At 58.1% G+C, this 16425-nt stretch carries 12 protein-coding genes and 1 tRNA gene; 9 read left to right on the plus strand and 4 right to left on the minus strand.

Annotated features, from left to right (window positions below):
• Window positions 1-23: 23 nt before the first annotated feature.
• On the plus strand, window positions 24-1685 hold the full coding sequence (pgi, locus tag DET50_RS14500) for a glucose-6-phosphate isomerase (RefSeq protein WP_113863545.1): 1662 nt from the start codon (window positions 24-26) through the stop codon (window positions 1683-1685).
• Here the strand turns inward: pgi and folK are convergent.
• Window positions 1668-2192, minus strand: coding sequence for a 2-amino-4-hydroxy-6-hydroxymethyldihydropteridine diphosphokinase (folK, locus tag DET50_RS14505; protein WP_113863566.1), 525 nt, complete (start codon window positions 2190-2192; stop codon window positions 1668-1670). The two genes, pgi and folK, sit on opposite strands and share 18 nt — an antisense overlap.
• Complete coding sequence (folB, locus tag DET50_RS14510) at window positions 2192-2548, minus strand: dihydroneopterin aldolase (RefSeq protein ID WP_113863546.1); 357 nt, start codon at window positions 2546-2548, stop codon at window positions 2192-2194. Before folB ends, folK begins: the two co-directional genes overlap by 1 nt.
• 141 nt (window positions 2549-2689) lie before the next feature.
• Here folB and plsY point away from each other — a divergent pair, with 141 nt between their 5' ends.
• Window positions 2690-3283 (plus strand): glycerol-3-phosphate 1-O-acyltransferase PlsY, encoded by a 594-nt coding sequence (plsY, locus tag DET50_RS14515; RefSeq protein ID WP_113863567.1) that lies wholly within the window; start codon window positions 2690-2692, stop codon window positions 3281-3283.
• An 8-nt stretch (window positions 3284-3291) separates the two neighbouring features.
• Here the strand turns inward: plsY and tsaD are convergent, their stop codons facing one another.
• Entirely contained in the window at window positions 3292-4347 is a 1056-nt protein-coding gene (tsaD, locus tag DET50_RS14520) for a tRNA (adenosine(37)-N6)-threonylcarbamoyltransferase complex transferase subunit TsaD (protein WP_113863568.1), read from the minus strand.
• 237 nt (window positions 4348-4584) lie between these two features.
• On the opposite strand from tsaD, the gene rpsU reads away from it, so the two are divergent.
• The 5 genes from rpsU (at window position 4585) to DET50_RS14545 (ending at window position 10495) form a co-directional block, all read left to right on the plus strand.
• Complete coding sequence (rpsU, locus tag DET50_RS14525) at window positions 4585-4800, plus strand: 30S ribosomal protein S21 (protein WP_007153483.1); 216 nt, start codon at window positions 4585-4587, stop codon at window positions 4798-4800.
• A 163-nt stretch (window positions 4801-4963) separates the two neighbouring features.
• Window positions 4964-6694, plus strand: a complete 1731-nt coding sequence (gene dnaG, locus DET50_RS14530; RefSeq protein ID WP_113863547.1) for a DNA primase — start codon at window positions 4964-4966, stop codon at window positions 6692-6694.
• 119 nt (window positions 6695-6813) lie between these two features.
• Window positions 6814-8670, plus strand: a complete 1857-nt coding sequence (rpoD, locus tag DET50_RS14535; protein ID WP_113863548.1) for an RNA polymerase sigma factor RpoD — start codon at window positions 6814-6816, stop codon at window positions 8668-8670.
• A gap of 96 nt (window positions 8671-8766) precedes the next feature.
• Window positions 8767-8843: transfer RNA gene (locus DET50_RS14540), tRNA-Ile, on the plus strand.
• A gap of 464 nt (window positions 8844-9307) precedes the next feature.
• Window positions 9308-10495 carry an Ig-like domain-containing protein gene (locus tag DET50_RS14545; protein WP_220150154.1) on the plus strand — a complete coding sequence of 396 codons (1188 nt, stop codon included), beginning with the start codon at window positions 9308-9310 and terminating at the stop codon, window positions 10493-10495.
• 120 nt (window positions 10496-10615) lie between these two features.
• Here the strand turns inward: DET50_RS14545 and DET50_RS19640 are convergent, their stop codons facing one another.
• The gene (locus DET50_RS19640) at window positions 10616-11290 is read right to left on the minus strand and encodes a PEP-CTERM sorting domain-containing protein (protein WP_258546137.1); all 675 of its coding nucleotides are present in this window, start codon (window positions 11288-11290) and stop codon (window positions 10616-10618) included.
• Window positions 11291-11731: 441 nt separating this feature from the next.
• Here DET50_RS19640 and aupA point away from each other — a divergent pair, with 441 nt between their 5' ends.
• Window positions 11732-13069, plus strand: coding sequence for an alkane uptake protein AupA (gene aupA, locus DET50_RS14560; protein WP_113863551.1), 1338 nt, complete (start codon window positions 11732-11734; stop codon window positions 13067-13069).
• 14 nt (window positions 13070-13083) lie between these two features.
• Window positions 13084-16353 carry an Ig-like domain-containing domain gene (locus tag DET50_RS14565; RefSeq protein ID WP_113863552.1) on the plus strand — a complete coding sequence of 1090 codons (3270 nt, stop codon included), beginning with the start codon at window positions 13084-13086 and terminating at the stop codon, window positions 16351-16353.
• The last annotated feature ends 72 nt before the right edge of the window (window positions 16354-16425 follow it).

A 16425-nucleotide genomic window follows, 5' to 3' on the forward strand; every position in this document is an offset into this window, starting at 1 on the left:
CACACAAGGAAAAGGATCCCCTGATGCCCGAACACCCGGCAGTACTGACCTCGAAACCCGAATGGCAGGCACTGAACGAGCGGCGGGACAAGCTGCGAAGCATCACCATGCGGGAACTCTTCGCGAAGGATCCGGACAGGGCCAGCCGGTATTTCATCGAAGGTGCCGGCCTGGCCCTGGACTTCTCCAAGAACCTGCTCACGGACGAGACTCTGACCGAACTGATGGCCCTGGCCCGCAGCTGCCGCCTGGAAGAGCGACGCGATAAGCTTCTCAGCGGCGCCACGGTGAACATCACGGAAAACCGGCCGGCCCTGCATACCGCCCTGCGCCACCCGGGGAACGAATCCATCCTGGTCGATGGCGTGGACGTAGTCGCCGAAGTTCAACAGACCCTGGACCGCATGGAAGCCTTTGTTGATGGTGTTCTGGATGCATCCAGAACCGGCTTCAGTGGCAAGGCCTTCACGGATGTGGTCAGTATCGGGATCGGCGGCTCCTACCTCGGCCCCAAGCTGGTAGGCGAATCGCTTCAGCCCTTCTGGCAGGGCAGCATACGGTGCCACTACGTGGCCAACATCGACGGCACTGATATCTGCGAAACACTCCGCCAGGTGAATCCGGAAACCACCCTGTTCCTGATCCAGTCCAAGTCTTTCCGCACCCAGGAAACCCTGGAGAACAGCAAGGTGGCGCGGCAGTGGTTCCTGAACAACGGCGGCGATGAAGTCTCCATCGCCCGGCACTTCATGGCGGTAACCGCCAACGTTCCGGCCGCCGAGGACTTCGGGATTGATGCCGACAATGTTTTCCCCATGTGGGACTGGGTCGGTGGCCGCTATTCCCTCTGGTCAGCTATCGGCCTGCCCGTGGCCCTCACCATCGGCATGAACAACTTCCGGGCCCTGCTGGCCGGCGCCCACGCCATGGACCGCCATTTTCGGGAAGCACCGCTGGAGCGCAACCTTCCGGTGGTCATGGGTCTGATCAGTGTCTGGTACAACAATTTTTGGGATGCCGAAACGCACGCCATACTGCCCTACGATCATTATCTGCGCAGCCTGCCGGACCACCTCCAGCAGCTGGACATGGAGAGCAATGGCAAGAGCGTGACCGAGGCCGGGCAACCCGTGGATTACCAGACCGGCCCGGTGCTGTGGGGTGGTGTCGGCTCCAACGGCCAGCATGCCTATCACCAGCTGATCCACCAGGGTACCCGGCTGATCCCTGCGGACTTCATCATTCCCCTGAAGACCCACAATCCGGTGGCGACCCATCACGCGGACCTGTTTGCCAATTGCCTCAGCCAGTCCCGGGCGATGATGGCCGGCAAGACCCTGGACGAAGCCCGGACAGAACTGGCGGGAGAAGGCCTGGATGAGAAAGCCGTTGAGGCCCTCGCGCCCCACAAGGTGATTCCCGGCAACAAGCCGAGCAATACACTGATCATGGAGAAGGTAGCGCCGGAAACGGTGGGGGCCCTGATTGCCCTCTATGAGCACCGGACCTTTGTTCAGGGCGTGATCTGGGATGTGGATTCGTTCGACCAGTGGGGTGTGGAGCTGGGCAAGCAGCTGGGCAAGGGCATTCTGCCCAAACTGCTGAGCCAGGACGCCATCAGCACCGCCGGTGACAGCTCCACCGACCAGCTGATCCGGAAATTCCGCTCAGCCAACGGCCTCTGAGATTTTCCGGCCCTGCCATGTGAAGTCCACCGGCCAAAGCTTCTGGCCGGTGTTGTACGACTGCCACAGCTCCTGGTAACGCTCGCCACAGACCGGGTGCACCGCATCCGGGGCGATATCCGCCAGCGGGCGCAGCACGAAGGCATTCTTCAGAATCTCGCCACGGGGCAGTTCAACGCCATCAATGGTACCAGTGCGGTCGCCGTAGGTGAGGATATCCAGGTCCAGGGTCCGGGCACTGAACTTCGGCACATCGCGCCGGCGGCCGTTCTCGGCCTCCAGCTGCTTGAAGCGCCGGGACAGCTCACCAACGCTGAGGTCAGTATCCACCCCGACCACCAGGTTAAAGAAGGGCGAGCCGTCAAAACCGACCGATTCGCTTTCGTAGACCGGGGAAATCTGCAGGTCACCAAACCAGTCCGCCAGGGCGTCCAGGGCCGCGGTTACATAACGCTCCCGGTCGATGTTGGTGCCGATACTGATGTAGACCCGGACTCTTGCCGTCATCATTTGCTTCCCCGTTCGATTCGCACACCCACTGACCGAGCCGCGGGTACCGCGCCGGGCTTGCGCAGGGTCAGCGTCAGCTGCCCCACCCCGAATTCCTTCATAAGAAGATCCGCCAGCACTTCAGCCGCCCGTTCCAGCAACTGCGGCTTCAGCTCCTGCAGGCAGCGGGTCACCCGCTCACTGACCGCGGCGTAATCCAGGGCATCGGCAACATCGTCGGACTGGCCCGGCGCACGGTTATCCCAGGCCATGTCGAGATCGACCAGGATCTGCTGGGTGACATCCCGCTCCCAGTCATAAACGCCGATGACGGTTTCCACCGCCAGACCTTCGATCAGGACACTGTCTGCCAAGGGGATCTCCCGGAGTCTTACACTCTTTGCTGATTGAAATGCACACAACCACCGGATACTGTGATCAGGCTGGCCAGAAACAAACGGGCCGGCATTTTCGCACAGATTGCACCGATTCGTCTCCGCCTCCGGACTGACACCATGGATCTGACCAGCCCCGCCGTCGCCACCGTTGCACTTTGCACCCTTGCCTACCTGTTCGGCTCGGTACTGTTCGCGCTACCGGTGTGCCGGCTGTGGAAACTGCCCGACCCGAGGGCCCTTGGATCAGGCAATCCCGGCGCCACCAACGTCTATCGTAACGGCGGCTGGGCGCCGGCGCTGGTCACCCTCGCTCTTGATGCCTTCAAGGGTTGGCTGCCGGTGTGGATCGCCCACGTTGGCGGGCTCTCGGTGATGGTTCAAGCGATGGTTGCCCTGTGCGCGGTCACCGGCCACATGATTCCACTGTTCTACCGGTTCAAGGGTGGCAAAGGGGTGGCCACCGCGCTGGGGGCGGGTCTGGCACTGGCGCCGGTCACAACCCTGATCATGGCAGCCATCTGGGCCGGTGTGATGTGGCGTTGGCGCATCTCTGCCCTGGCCTCCCTGGTTGCCATTGCCTTCGGACCGCTGATCAGCGCCCTGATCGAGCCGGAAACCCTGCCGCTGTTCGGACTACTGACTATCCTGATCGTGGTGCGGCACCGCAACAACCTCATCCGGCTCGCCCAGGGCCGGGAAGCCGGTTTCTGATCGCCTTTTCAGTCCACCAGCCCGGTGCGGCGGGCTTCGTTGATGGGTGGCAAGGTATTCATAGGCCACCTGGGAACGGCCACGATACGCTCGCCATCCTGTTGACCCGCCAGCATTCGCTGGGCCCCGGCATAGGCAATCATGGCGCCATTATCGGTACAGAACTCCGGACGGGCGTAGAACACGTGGGCCTTGAGTTTCCGGGCCATTTTCTCGAGGCCGGCCCGCAGGCGCTTGTTGGCACTGACACCACCGGCGATCACCAGGCGCCTACAACCGGTCTGCTCCAGCGCCCGGCGGCATTTGATGGTCAGGGTATCCACCACCGCCGCCTCGAACGCCAGGGCGATGTCGGCTTTGACCTGCTCTGAAAATTCCCCGGCATCAATGGCGGCGTTCACCGTATTGAGGGTATAGGTCTTGAGCCCGCTGAAACTGAAGTCCAGGCCCGGCCGATCGGTCATCGGACGGGGGAAGCGATAACGGTCAGGTATCCCCTTCTCGGCCAGGGCGGCGACACGGGGACCACCCGGGTAATCCAGGCCCAGCATCTTGGCGGTCTTGTCAAAGGCCTCGCCGGCGGCATCATCCACCGATTCACCAAGCATCTCATACTCACCGATTCCATCGACCCGGACCAGCTGGGTATGGCCACCGGAGACCAGCAACGCCACGAACGGGAACGCCGGCGGGTTATCCTCCAGCATCGGTGCCAGCAGGTGCCCCTCCATGTGATGGACACCCAGTACCGGCACACCCAGGGCAAAGCCCAGAGCATGGGCCACCGAGCCACCCACCATCAGCGCACCTACCAGTCCGGGTCCGGCAGTATAGGCAATGCCGTCGATATCCTTGCGGGTGCAACCGGCGTCCGCGATCACCTGGTCACACAGGGGCAGCAGCTTGCGGACATGGTCCCGGGACGCCAGTTCCGGGACGACACCGCCGTAGTCCGCATGCATGTCGATCTGGCTGAACAGGGCATGGGCCAGCAGGCCCTTGTCGGTGTCGAACAGGGCCACGCCGGTTTCGTCACAGGAGGTTTCAATACCGAGAATGAGCATAGAGTCAGGCCGCATCAGGTTGCCGTGAATGAGAACGGAGCGCATTTTAGCAGAAACCCGAAACCGGCAGGCAGTTTCATCGAACAAACATTGACCTTGGCATCGTCCAGGGGCTATCATTGCCGCCCTAAATTATGCACTGGTCGAGTTTTAGCCAATCTGACCAGGTATCGAGCCGCACAGGCATGGCCGTGCGGAGCAAATCAAAACCGAATCTATCAGGTAGGTGATTTTCGAATGCCAGCTGTTAAAGTGAAAGAGAATGAACCGTTTGACGTAGCACTGCGTCGCTTCAAGCGTTCCTGCGAAAAGGCCGGTGTACTGTCTGAAGTGCGTCGTCGTGAGCACTACGAGAAGCCGACCGCTGTTCGCAAGCGCAAAGCAGCCGCTGCCGTTAAGCGTCATCTCAAGAAGCTTCAGCGGGAACAGCGCAAGTTCGAGCGTCTGTACTAAGCTACAGCCAGACGCCGCTTGACTGCAAAGCACTGATTGCCTGTCAGCAACAGGCTGCACAGAGCGATTCAAAATGCCGCCGAGGCCTGGCTTCGGCGGCATTTTTGGCTATGGCCAACATCTGAAGTACCGGCACTGACGAGCCGGCAGACCTGGAGTCTCCATGAGTGGACTGATCCCTCAACGCTTCGTTGAAGACCTGCTGGACCGCATTGACCTTGCGGAACTGATCGGGTCCCGGATCACCCTCAAGAAAGCCGGCGCCAACTACAAGGCCTGCTGTCCCTTCCACGATGAAAAAACACCATCCTTCAACGTGAGACCGGACAAGGGTTTCTATCACTGCTTCGGCTGTGGCGCCCATGGCGACGCCATCAGTTTTGTACGGGAATTCGAAGGCCTGGGCTTTACCGAGGCGGTGGAAGAGCTCGCCAAGCGGGCCGGACTGGAAGTGCCTTACGACCGGGCGGCGCGGCAGGAAATGCAGCAGGCCCGGACCCTGACTGACGCGCTCGACTTCGCCAACCAGTTCTACCGTAATGCCCTGCGTAGCCCCGCCGGCAACTATGCCCTGGACTACCTCAAGCAGCGCGGGCTGGATGACGTGATCATCGAACGCTACCAGCTGGGCTACGCCCCCGGTACCGGGACGGCACTTTACGACGCGGCAGCCCAGGACCTGAAAGGCCCCTTGATCGAGACCGGCACGGTTTCGGACCGTTACGGGCGCCCGAGAGACCTGTTCCGCAACCGGGTGATGTTCCCGATCCGCAACACCCGGGGCCGGACCGTGGCGTTTGGCGGGCGGACCCTGGGGGATGACAAGGCCAAGTACATCAACTCGCCGGAGTCGGATGTTTTCCACAAGAGCCGGGAGATCTACGGGCTGTTCGAGGCTCGCCAGGCCATCCGCCAGCTGGACAAGCTCCTGGTGGTGGAGGGCTACATGGATGTCATCGCCCTGGCCCAGTACGGCATCGATTACGCCGTTGCCACCCTTGGCACCGCCACCAACCAGGACAGCCTGCAGGCACTGCTGAAACAGGTGCGGCATGTGGTGTTCTGCTTTGACGGTGACAACGCGGGCTTCCGGGCCGCGGACCGGGCCATGGAGAATGCCCTGGAACTGATGGCGGACGGGCTGCATCTGCAGTTCCTGATGCTGCCGGAGGGCGAGGACCCGGATACGCTGATTCGCAAGGAAGGTACCGAAGCGTTCCAGAAACGGATCGAGAGCGCCACGCCCTTGTCCCGCTATCTGTTTGACCGGCAGGGCGAGGGGCTGGACCTGCAGTTGCCGGAGCATCGCGGAGAATTGCGAGCACGGGTTGAACCGCTACTGAACAAAATGCCCCGCAGCACCCTCCGGGATGCCATGTGGCATGAAATGCTGCGCCTGTGCGGAGGCCGAAACCAGTGGCAGAACCGTCAGCCGCAGCAACGGGGCAAATGGCGCAATGGCGAGTACCGGGACCGGCCGACCGAAGAGCGGGTGGACGTCAAACTCAACAAGGACAGCACGCTCTGCCTGGCACTGGTGGAAGCACCGGAACTGGCCACCGAGGTCAGCGAACTGGCCCGACAATCGCGGCAGTTTCCCCAGGCAATGGGGCTGGCCACCTGGATCATGGAAAAGGGGATCCGGGACCGCCGCAAGCTGACAGGTGCGCTGGCGCTGGACCAACAGGCCAGAGACCGGTTCTACCATCTGTTTGATGGCATCGAACACATTCCCTCACGGGAAAGCACGCTGGCCTCGGCCCGCGAGCTGATCAGTCCGAGCGAGGAAACCTCGCGCCAGCAGAGATTGGCTACACTGCTGAGGAACTTTGCGAACCTCTCTGCCGAGGAACGCAACGAGCTTCGGGAGCTCAGCGGCGGTACTCAGGAATAACCGCACTTGAAACTTAACCGATTGGCCACAATCTAAACAGTCGGTGGCAGAGCAACCACGTGACAGCTATAATGGCTGTTTAACTTTTTTCCTTTTAAAAGCGAGTTCACAGGGTGTCTATGTCAGGCAATTCGCAAAAATCACGTTTGAAAGACCTCATTGCACGAGGCAAGGAACAAGGTTACCTGACTTACGCCGAGGTAAACGACCACCTCCCGGAAGACATCGCCGACCCCGATCAGGTCGAAGACATCATCCGCATGATTAACGACATGGGTATCCAGGTGTGCGAGGAAACTCCCGACGCCGATACCCTGTTGATGACCGAAGGTGATTCCACCGCCGACGAAGCCGCCGCAGCCGAAGCCGCCGCCGCACTCGCCGCCGTGGAAACCGACGCCGGCCGCACCACCGATCCCGTCCGCATGTACATGCGAGAAATGGGCACCGTGGAACTGCTGACCCGCGAAGGCGAGATCGTTATTGCCAAGCGCATCGAAGAAGGTATCCGGGATGTCATGGCCGCCGTGGCCCACTTCCCCGGCACCGCCGGCACAGTCATTCAGGCCTACGACCGCATCATCGAGAACGAAGGCCGCATCAGCGACATCGTTACCGGCTTTCTGGATCCGGATGACGCCGAGCCGTTCATGGGCGAGGAGCCCGCGGCACCGGAGGAAACCAGCACCGAAGACACGGATTCCGACGATTCCGATGACGACGACAGCTCCAGCGATGATGACAACGATAACGGCCCGGATCCGGAAGAGACCCGCCTGCGTTTCGAGCTGCTGAGAGAGAAACTGGACGCCGCCAACATGGCGCTGGAGAAGTATGGCCGTTCCGACAAGAAAACCCAGGACGCCCTGAACGAGCTCGGGCAGGTTTTCGCGCCATTCAAGCTGGCCAACAAGGCTTTCGAGGAGCTGGTCAACGTTGTTCGCTCCACCAACGATCTGGTGCGTGAGAACGAGCGCGCCATCATGCAGATCTGTGTGCGCGACTGCAAAATGCCGCGCAAGGACTTCATCAAGTCCTTCCCCGGCAACGAGGTCAACCTGGACTGGGCGGACAAAATCGCCAAGAGCAAGAAGCCATACGCTGCCGCCATCGGCGAGCGCCTGGACGAAATCGTTCGGCTGCAAAAGCGCATCCATAACGTCCAGACCGAAGTGGACCTGGACGTAGCCGACATCAAGGAAATCAACCGCCGCGTTTCCATCGGTGAAGCCAAGGCTCGCCGCGCCAAGAAGGAAATGGTCGAGGCCAACCTGCGTCTGGTTATCTCCATCGCCAAAAAGTACACCAATCGTGGCCTGCAGTTCCTGGACCTCATCCAGGAAGGCAACATCGGCCTGATGAAGGCAGTGGACAAGTTTGAATACCGTCGTGGCTACAAGTTCTCTACTTACGCCACCTGGTGGATCCGGCAGGCCATCACCCGCTCTATCGCGGACCAGGCCCGCACCATCCGGATTCCGGTGCACATGATCGAGACCATCAACAAGCTCAACCGTATCTCGCGGCAGATGCTGCAGGAGATGGGCCGTGAGCCGACGCCGGAAGAGCTGGGCGAGCGCATGGACATGCCGGAAGACAAGATCCGCAAGGTCCTGAAAATTGCCAAGGAACCGATCTCGATGGAAACCCCGATCGGTGACGACGAAGACAGCCATCTGGGCGACTTCATCGAGGACATCCAGGCCCTCTCCCCAGTGGACTCCGCCACCGCAGAAGGTCTGCGTGAAGCCACCCGCTCCGTGCTGGCCGGCCTCACCGCCCGGGAGTCCAAGGTACTGCGCATGCGCTTCGGTATCGAGATGAATACCGACCACACGCTGGAAGAAGTCGGCAAACAGTTTGACGTCACCCGCGAGCGGATCCGTCAGATCGAGGCGAAGGCCCTGCGCAAACTGCGCCACCCGTCACGCTCCGATCACCTGCGCGGCTTTATTGACGACCAGGGTAACGGATAAGCTCCACAACAGTAGCGGGCGCCACACCTCACCGGTATAATGGCGCCCGCTCTGTTTCCCCATCCGGAAACATCTCTCCAGAAAGCATTTCTGCACGGGCCTATAGCTCAGTTGGTTAGAGCAGGGGACTCATAATCCCTTGGTCGCTGGTTCGAGTCCAGCTGGGCCCACCACTCCTTTCAGTCGCGCCGGACCTCATCGGACTATTCCAGCCAGAAATCACAGATTTCTGTCGCTTCGCAGGGCGAAAGCTATGCTTCCGCTTCATCCTGTTTCGCCCAGCTGGGCCCACCATTACCCCTCCCCCGATACGATTCTCACCTGAACTTGTGCAATACCTATCTTTATCGACTAATTTTAAAGTGACCGGAGCACATCGCCGACCGATGGCCGACGACAGGCAGGAATTACCGGCCAAGGCTCGCTCGACACCGCGTCGAGCTTGACAAGAACCGTCCCCAGAGCCAGGAAATTGGATCGCTGATCGTAATTCCCCGAGGGAACAGATGAAGTCGTCAAAGACCCATGGAGAGGCATCATGAGGAGCATACTCGGCACCTTTCAGACCCTATTAACCCTTCTTTTCTTTGCTTTCGTTCTCAGCGCCTGTGGTGGGGGTGGGAGCGGGAGTCAATCTGTGACTGTGGAATCAACGGAGGATATTTCCCTTACCATAACCCCTGACAACCTGGAACTGGCACTTAACCAGAGTGCCACGGTAAAGGCGATTGCCACTTTGGCAAAGACTGGAACAACAGCTGATGTATCGGATCAGGTTAACTGGAGCTCGGATAATATCGCCATCGCTTCAATTACAAGATCCGGCAAGACAGTTACGGTCACCCCTCAAAACGGAGGATCGACCCGCATTACCGCTGAACTTGACGGCATTTCAGCTACTGCCTCCGTAACCATTGGCAACCCGTTGACCAAGATCGTCACTGATCCACCGAGCAAGAGCATCAACGATGGCTCGCTTACGGAAATCAGGGCAACAGGCACCTTCAGTGATGGAACCTCAAAGAACATAACAAACACTGTGACATGGACTTCAAACGACGAGACGATAGCGACAGTGGACAAAGGGCAGGTATCTGCGCTCAAACCAGGTGAAGTAACCATATCCGCAATTGCAGGGTCGGTATCAGGTAGCACGCAGCTTACTATAGCTGCCGCACCATATGCTCCGGGTAGAATGGAAATTGAAATTACGCCCAATGCTATTTTGGAGGATGAAGCGGCCAACGCATCTGTTCTGGCTAGGGTATTTGCCAACGATGAAAACAATGACTTATTGACCTCTTACACTGTGGTTTTCTCAGAACAAACTGGCTCTGTGAACTTCACGCAAGGGGAAATTACGATCGATAGCAACAACCCGCAAGCTGAAACCGAAGCCAAATCCACACTGGCTGGTGAATACATGGTTTCTGCCGCCGTCCCCGACACAACTGCGAGGGCGCAAGGTACTTTGAATGTGGTATCCAGCTTTTCCGAGGTTGTCATCATTGATTCATTCACTGCAGAAATTCTTACCAATAAAGAAACATCTTTTGATATAGAGACTGGGAGCAAATTCACGGCAGCAATCCTCAACACCAGCAATCGCAGCTTTAACCTCCTAAGGGCAGAGCTCGTTAATGGCCAAAACGTTCTAGATACAGCCGACCTTTCCGGAACCTCATTGGGTGAGGGGGGCTCAACCAGGATAGAGGCCGTTCTGGATAATCCAATTCAGGATGAGGGTGTAAGACTGGTTTTTCACCTTAACGACCCAGTTACAACACGTCAATTTACAGTCGAAAAGCAATTCACTTCACCTTGAGTGACCTGATTGAAGAAGTGTTCCCGAAGGAACTGTCAATTTATCTGACACTAGAAAGCCCGCTGCGATCAACGCAGCGGGCTTTCTCTATTTTACCTTTCCTATCAACTTATCTGGCGGTCAACTGGCTTTAACTCTACGAATTGCTAAAGCAAGAAGCCCCAATCCTAGCAATCCAAGCGTCCCTGGTTCAGGTACGGATACCGTTGTTGTACCGCTATATGACTTGTCGCTGCCTTCACAATCATCGGCATCGCCGGGAAGGAGATCGTCGCCTGTGCACAGAACTTGGGAGCGTATTGCAACCAAACCAAAATCACTCAAACCCAACTCGAAGTCAGCGGTGCTCCAGCTGAACGTTTGTTGTAAATCGGCGCCACCTGTTTCACCCAGTCGAAAGACCAGTTCCCATAGCCCGTTAGGTTCATCAGGAACAATAAGACTCCCTCCCGGGCCTCCGTTTAAATTACAACCTGTATCGCAGGAATCATCCGAAGTATTGGTAGCGTATAATTCGACACCACCCGAATCCTGAATCAGATCTACATCGCCGACAGTGTTATCTCCGAGATCAATGAAAAGACCAAGCGGGTCGGCATTCCAGGGATCCACTGTCAGGTTGTAGTTAAACCGCCCCCCTACTTCATCATGCTCTACAGTAAAGATGTAATTTCCGACGGCTCCATCATCCGGCAGCCAAGTATCATACGTAATCATCCCTGCCTGAGCCGCGCCGGCACCCGCAAGGCACCCCGCAGCAAGCAGTGATGGCAAGAACCTTCCTTTGAATTTCATATTACTTCCCTCCGTTTTACCACATGCAGTCCCGATAGAGGGATCAACTCCTCCACCACCAAGAACTGCACAGCCACTTTCTCTTCAGATATCAGCAAGAGGCGAGCCAAAAAGAAAAAACCCATATTTGCCAGCTGGTTACGAGTGGAGAGAAAAGCCTCTTCGGAGTAAGTCGTAAAATTTTTCGACATCGCGTCACGGCCCCTTACATTCCGTGACAATTGAAGATTTAACAATCGACCAAACACTGGTAAGAGCTTGTAGTGGCGGCAATTTTACGCCCTCCAAGCATATACGTGGTTCTACAGACAATGATCTGTGTCAAAAAAGCCAAAGTCCCGAAAAGACAAGCCACATACACTGCAACCCTGAACCAACGTGGCGCCACCTTCAGGAAGCACCGGCGCACGGACAAAAACAACGAGATAACGGAGTGTATCAATGGTAACCACCCCCCGGTTTTCAGTACGGGCCATGTCCCTTGCAGTTGCTGCGGTTTCCGCAGGCGTTTCACTGTCCGCCACTGCCAGCATGGGCAACCTCGGCACTACCTACGGTGTAATGCCGGTTGACGTTGCCACCGCCCAGTCCCTCTCCATGTTCAACGACCAGGTGTCCGCCACCTACTACAACCCGGCGTACCTGACCAAGGACACCCGCGGTGAACTGACGGCGGGCATCCTGCATGCGGAACAGGAGCTGCGTTCCGCCAATCCCAACGCGGACGGCGATGTCCTCTCCAATTCCCCGAGCCAGCATGTGCTGATCGGCATGAAGACGAATCTGGGCTCCCTGACCCGCTTTGATCATCCGATCTATCTCGGTTTCATTGCCGGCGTGGAGAAGTACGGCAAGGAAATGCTGGCGTTCAGCTCTGAAACCACCGAAACGGGCCAGTTCCTGCAGTACGGCAAGGAGCCGCTGTTCCTGAATATCGGCGGCGCCACACCAATCTGGCGTGGGATCTCTGCCGGGGCATCGGTTCGGGTGACCCTGGATGCGACTGCCAACCTGGATGCCGTCTCTACCCTGGGTGGCGAGACCAGCCGGGAGCGGCTCTCGGTCAACGCCGAGCCGGCGATGAAGACGATTCTGGGCACAAATATCGACCTGGGCAGCACCTTCTGCCCGGAGAGCGACTGTTTCCTGGATGGCTGGGAATCCGCGCTTATCTACCGGACCAAGTCCTCTGCCTCGACCACGATTGATTCCAACATCGTCGTCACCCAGACGATTCCGGAGCCGGGCCTGAGCCTTGCGGTGTCCACCATTGATTCCTTCCAGCCGGAAACCTACGGCATCGGCACCCAGTACCAGGGCGAGAACTGGCGCGTCGGCGGCAGCATCGAGCAACAGAACTGGTCCGAGCTGGAAGAGGAATTCGCCGACGACAGCATCAAGGACCAGGGTTCGGTGCCGGCGGCCAGCCGGATTGAGTTTGACGACATCCTGATTCCGCGTATCGGCGGCGAGTACCAGCTCAACAAGAACTTCGCCCTGCGCGGCGGGGTCGCCTACGAGGAATCCCCCCTCAAATCCACCCGCAATCCCGAGATCAACTACCTCGACACCGACAAGATCGTGATCGGCCTCGGCATCAGCGCCACCTACGACCGCACCCGCCTGCTGGCCTACCCGGTCCGGCTGGACCTGGGCTACCAGTACCAGCAGCTGCAGGAGCGTGATTTCACCCTGGTGGATTACGACGGCAACGAGACCGACGTGACCGCCGATGGCGATGTCCACGTGGTCAGCGGCTCCATCACCCTGAAGTTCTGAGGAGAGGATCAGCCATGAAGTACAACAAGACACTGGCACTCGTCCCCGCCATTTTGCTGGCCGCCTGTGGGGGTGAGGAACAGACGATGAAAGCGGAAGTCCCGGCGGGGTCAGTGATTTACTCCTACCCGGCCGATGGCCAGACCGGTATCAGCCCAACATCCGACATTGTCGTCCGGTTCTCCCATGCCATCAGCGAGGAAGAAGCGGATATCCGGAACAAGATCGTGGTGACTGACGGCACCAATAACATCGACTACGAGGTTAAAAAGGTGGATGGCGGTCGCAGCCTGAAACTTGAGCCTGTCGCTGACCTCACCACTGGTACCGAGTATTCCGTCACCTTCGCAGAACCCCTCGCCACCGCCAACTCAACGCCCATTGGCACTCCGAACGCCGAGGGGCCGGAAGGCATCCAGTTCGATACTCGGGGCGGGTTCACCGGCATTGCCGGGCTGGACAACCTGGCCTCGGAATTTGACGTTGCCCGGATGATTCCTTCGCCCGAGGGCGAATTTCGGCCGATGGATTTCTCCAGTTTCCGGTTGGTACTGACGCAACCGATCCATCCGCAGTGGAAGGTAATGGGAGGCACTATTCGGCTGGAAGACAGCAGTGGTAACCCGGTACCGGCCAGCGTCATCGTTGACCAGCGCCGGATTACGATCGATCCCTGCCTGACCGAGGATCCGGCCCGGTGCGGCACAAAAGCCGACGAACTCGCTTCCGGTGCCAGCTACACGGTTAAGATCTCAGGACTGCCCAGCCTGACGAATCCCGACGCCAGGCTGGATTTCGAAAAGAGCTTCACGGCACGTGAGACCGGACCGACCGTGGTTCTGTTCCAGGAAGTTATCGGCTCGGGCCTGCTCGAAGGCCAGAAGCCTCAGGTTTCCATACTCAACGGCCAGATTATCAACGGTGTTACTCTGAATTCTGTGCTTCAGGGTACTGCGGGGCCGTCACAACAAACCGGCGGACTCTTTGCCGAGCTTGCCTATGCTCCCGCTTTCGAGGCAGACGAGCCGCTGCCGCTCCGGGTTCCAAGAAGCAGCGTGCTGAACAGCAGCAGCCTGGACGTCAAGATCAATGGCCGGGTACCGATCATCAATCCGGAAACCGGCGACATTCAGCAAACCGGCAACATCAAGGTCACCATGCTCTCTGATGCCAGTGGTTACCTGCTGCCGAACCCCTACACCGATGACCTCAACGCTCCGCGCCATGTAAAGCTGTTCATGGACGTAGCCATGAACACCGAGGAGGCGCAGCCGAACGCGTCCCTCTCCCAGAACCTGCTTGGCGTGGAACTCAGTGGGATTGCCCTGGTTGAGGATGGCGTGCTGCAAATCGACGCCATCGGTGTTGTTGAACCCAACCTGCTGGGCCAGGAATTCACCGACTCAACCATTGCCTTCCGTATCGAGGCAGCTACTGACGCCGATTCCGCGCTGGATGCCGAAGACCTCTGGGAACCCGACACTACCAGCCCGACCCTAGTAAGTTGGATGCCGGGACCGGATTCGGCCATTCCGGGTGATCGTGACCAGATGCAGCGCCCGGGTGATCCGATCGTTCTGAACTTCAATGAGCCTATCGATCCCGAAACGCTCGGGGCCGGCTTGACGCTGGATGAAGGCGGCATTCCACTTACCCTTGGCGATGGTACGCTTGAAGCCTTTGTTGATGGCACAGCAGTCGTCATCAACCCGGTCGACGGTCTTGAGCACGGAGTGGATTATTCTCTGGATATCAGTGGTGGTCTTACCGATATTGCAGGCAATCCGGCTACCAGCCAGTCCCTGAAATTTGCTCTGCCCGCCATTGAAAATGAAAATGGAACCACAGCATTCACGTCGCCGTTTGCCCTGACAACCTACCCCGGCTTCCCATGCGTCACCGAGGGAGTTGACCTGGTCAACGGAAGTCATGGTATCTGCGTAGATGATGCGCCCGCCGGGTATTCCTCAGAATTGGAACGCGATCAGTTGCCGGTGACCACACTGCCAAAGGATCGGCCGATAGTAGTCAAATTTTCCCAATCCATGGATCTGACTACCATCAGTAGCTCAACCTTCATTGTCGAAAAAATTGCCGATCCCTCAGCGCCCGGAGATGTTGGAACTGAAGTTGCAGTGCCGGGACGTTTGGAGCTTGGCAATCAAAGGCTGAGATTCTTCCCCGATTCCAACTGGGAAGTAGGCGCAACTTATCGTTATACGATGACGTCCGCTCCGGGTGGCGACTGCGCAACCGGGGACCTCATATGCTCCAGCAAGGGACTGCCCTTGGATACAGATTTGCTGATGGGCCAGGGCGCGGGTCCCGGTGGACCAAACCTCTCGATCTATTTCACTGGCACCGAATCTGTTCAAAGTGTATTCACGCCGTTAAGAAATCTGCCCGTCCGCGACACTAACTCCAATTATGTGGTGGACTGCGGAACTCCCGGCGGCAAGGAATGCCTCGAACCATTCGATCATGAGACGGATGGAAACGGGGGTTTCAAGCCTTCTGCGAATGCCGCAAAACTAACGGTCGTTAACCAGACCGCCACGGTTTTGGGAGTTGAGGGAGCTGGTGCGCAAGTCGGCTGTGACGCTGGTGAGGATTGCGAGGAGAACAAGTTTATTTATCAGACTTATGGCCTGGACACCGAGGTAGTTGGCCCAGTATTGGATTCAGAAGGCCAACCGGCTGGCGTTCGAGTACTCCTCTATCCCACGTTGTTGATGACCACCAATGCCAGCGTCTTCCTTGATGGTCTCGGTGAGCAGCGGACTGGACCGCAGATTCTACGCATGACTTATGGTGAGCCGACCGAGGACAATCCACTCGGATTGGTTGAAGGTGTAATCACTGAAGGGCCGGACGGCCGTCCCACTTTCATGGCCACTGCGGATCTTACGTTGGATGCACCGGACCTGACCGTGCCTTTGGAGGGTGCCCTGAGGCACAACCTATACAGCTATCCGTTCTCCTTGGAACTCAAAGGCCCAATAACTTTCTTTGATGACGGCCGCATGCAGATCGAGCAACGTAATACGAATGTTCCTGAGCTGGACGTTCTGGTCACAACAGACAACGCCATCCTGGGCGGAACTATAGACTTTGCGAGCTGCCTCGGTGGCCTGCTAACCGGAGATACCACAGCTTGTGAGGAGCTCCTGAGTGGCACGACAGAATCGTCGGGGGCAGTGAAGATTCCACTTCAAATCCCCGAGCAAGGCGTATATCTGAACTTCATCTCCAACCCGATCAAGGAGATCCCGGCCAAGCAATAACCTGAGATGTCTCCGCCTTGGGCCAGTCTCCGGACTGGCCTTTTTTATACCCTTGTCCCATCCTGACTTTTC

The organism is Marinobacter pelagius (assembly GCF_003315345.1).
Taxonomy (GTDB): domain Bacteria; phylum Pseudomonadota; class Gammaproteobacteria; order Pseudomonadales; family Oleiphilaceae; genus Marinobacter; species Marinobacter pelagius_A.

Excerpts from the sequence above, each read along its gene's own strand:
- rpoD (WP_113863548.1), top strand. The coding sequence starts at position 6,814 with ATGTCAGGCAATTCGCAAAAATCACGTTTGAAAGACCTCATTGCACGA.
- dnaG (WP_113863547.1), top strand. The coding sequence starts at position 4,964 with ATGAGTGGACTGATCCCTCAACGCTTCGTTGAAGACCTGCTGGACCGC.
- folK (WP_113863566.1), bottom strand. The coding sequence starts at position 2,192 with ATGACGGCAAGAGTCCGGGTCTACATCAGTATCGGCACCAACATCGAC.
- aupA (WP_113863551.1), top strand. The coding sequence starts at position 11,732 with ATGGTAACCACCCCCCGGTTTTCAGTACGGGCCATGTCCCTTGCAGTT.
- pgi (WP_113863545.1), top strand. The coding sequence starts at position 24 with ATGCCCGAACACCCGGCAGTACTGACCTCGAAACCCGAATGGCAGGCA.
- rpsU (WP_007153483.1), top strand. The coding sequence starts at position 4,585 with ATGCCAGCTGTTAAAGTGAAAGAGAATGAACCGTTTGACGTAGCACTG.
- DET50_RS19640 (WP_258546137.1), bottom strand. The coding sequence starts at position 11,290 with ATGAAATTCAAAGGAAGGTTCTTGCCATCACTGCTTGCTGCGGGGTGC.
- tsaD (WP_113863568.1), bottom strand. The coding sequence starts at position 4,347 with ATGCTCATTCTCGGTATTGAAACCTCCTGTGACGAAACCGGCGTGGCC.
- DET50_RS14565 (WP_113863552.1), top strand. The coding sequence starts at position 13,084 with ATGAAGTACAACAAGACACTGGCACTCGTCCCCGCCATTTTGCTGGCC.
- plsY (WP_113863567.1), top strand. The coding sequence starts at position 2,690 with ATGGATCTGACCAGCCCCGCCGTCGCCACCGTTGCACTTTGCACCCTT.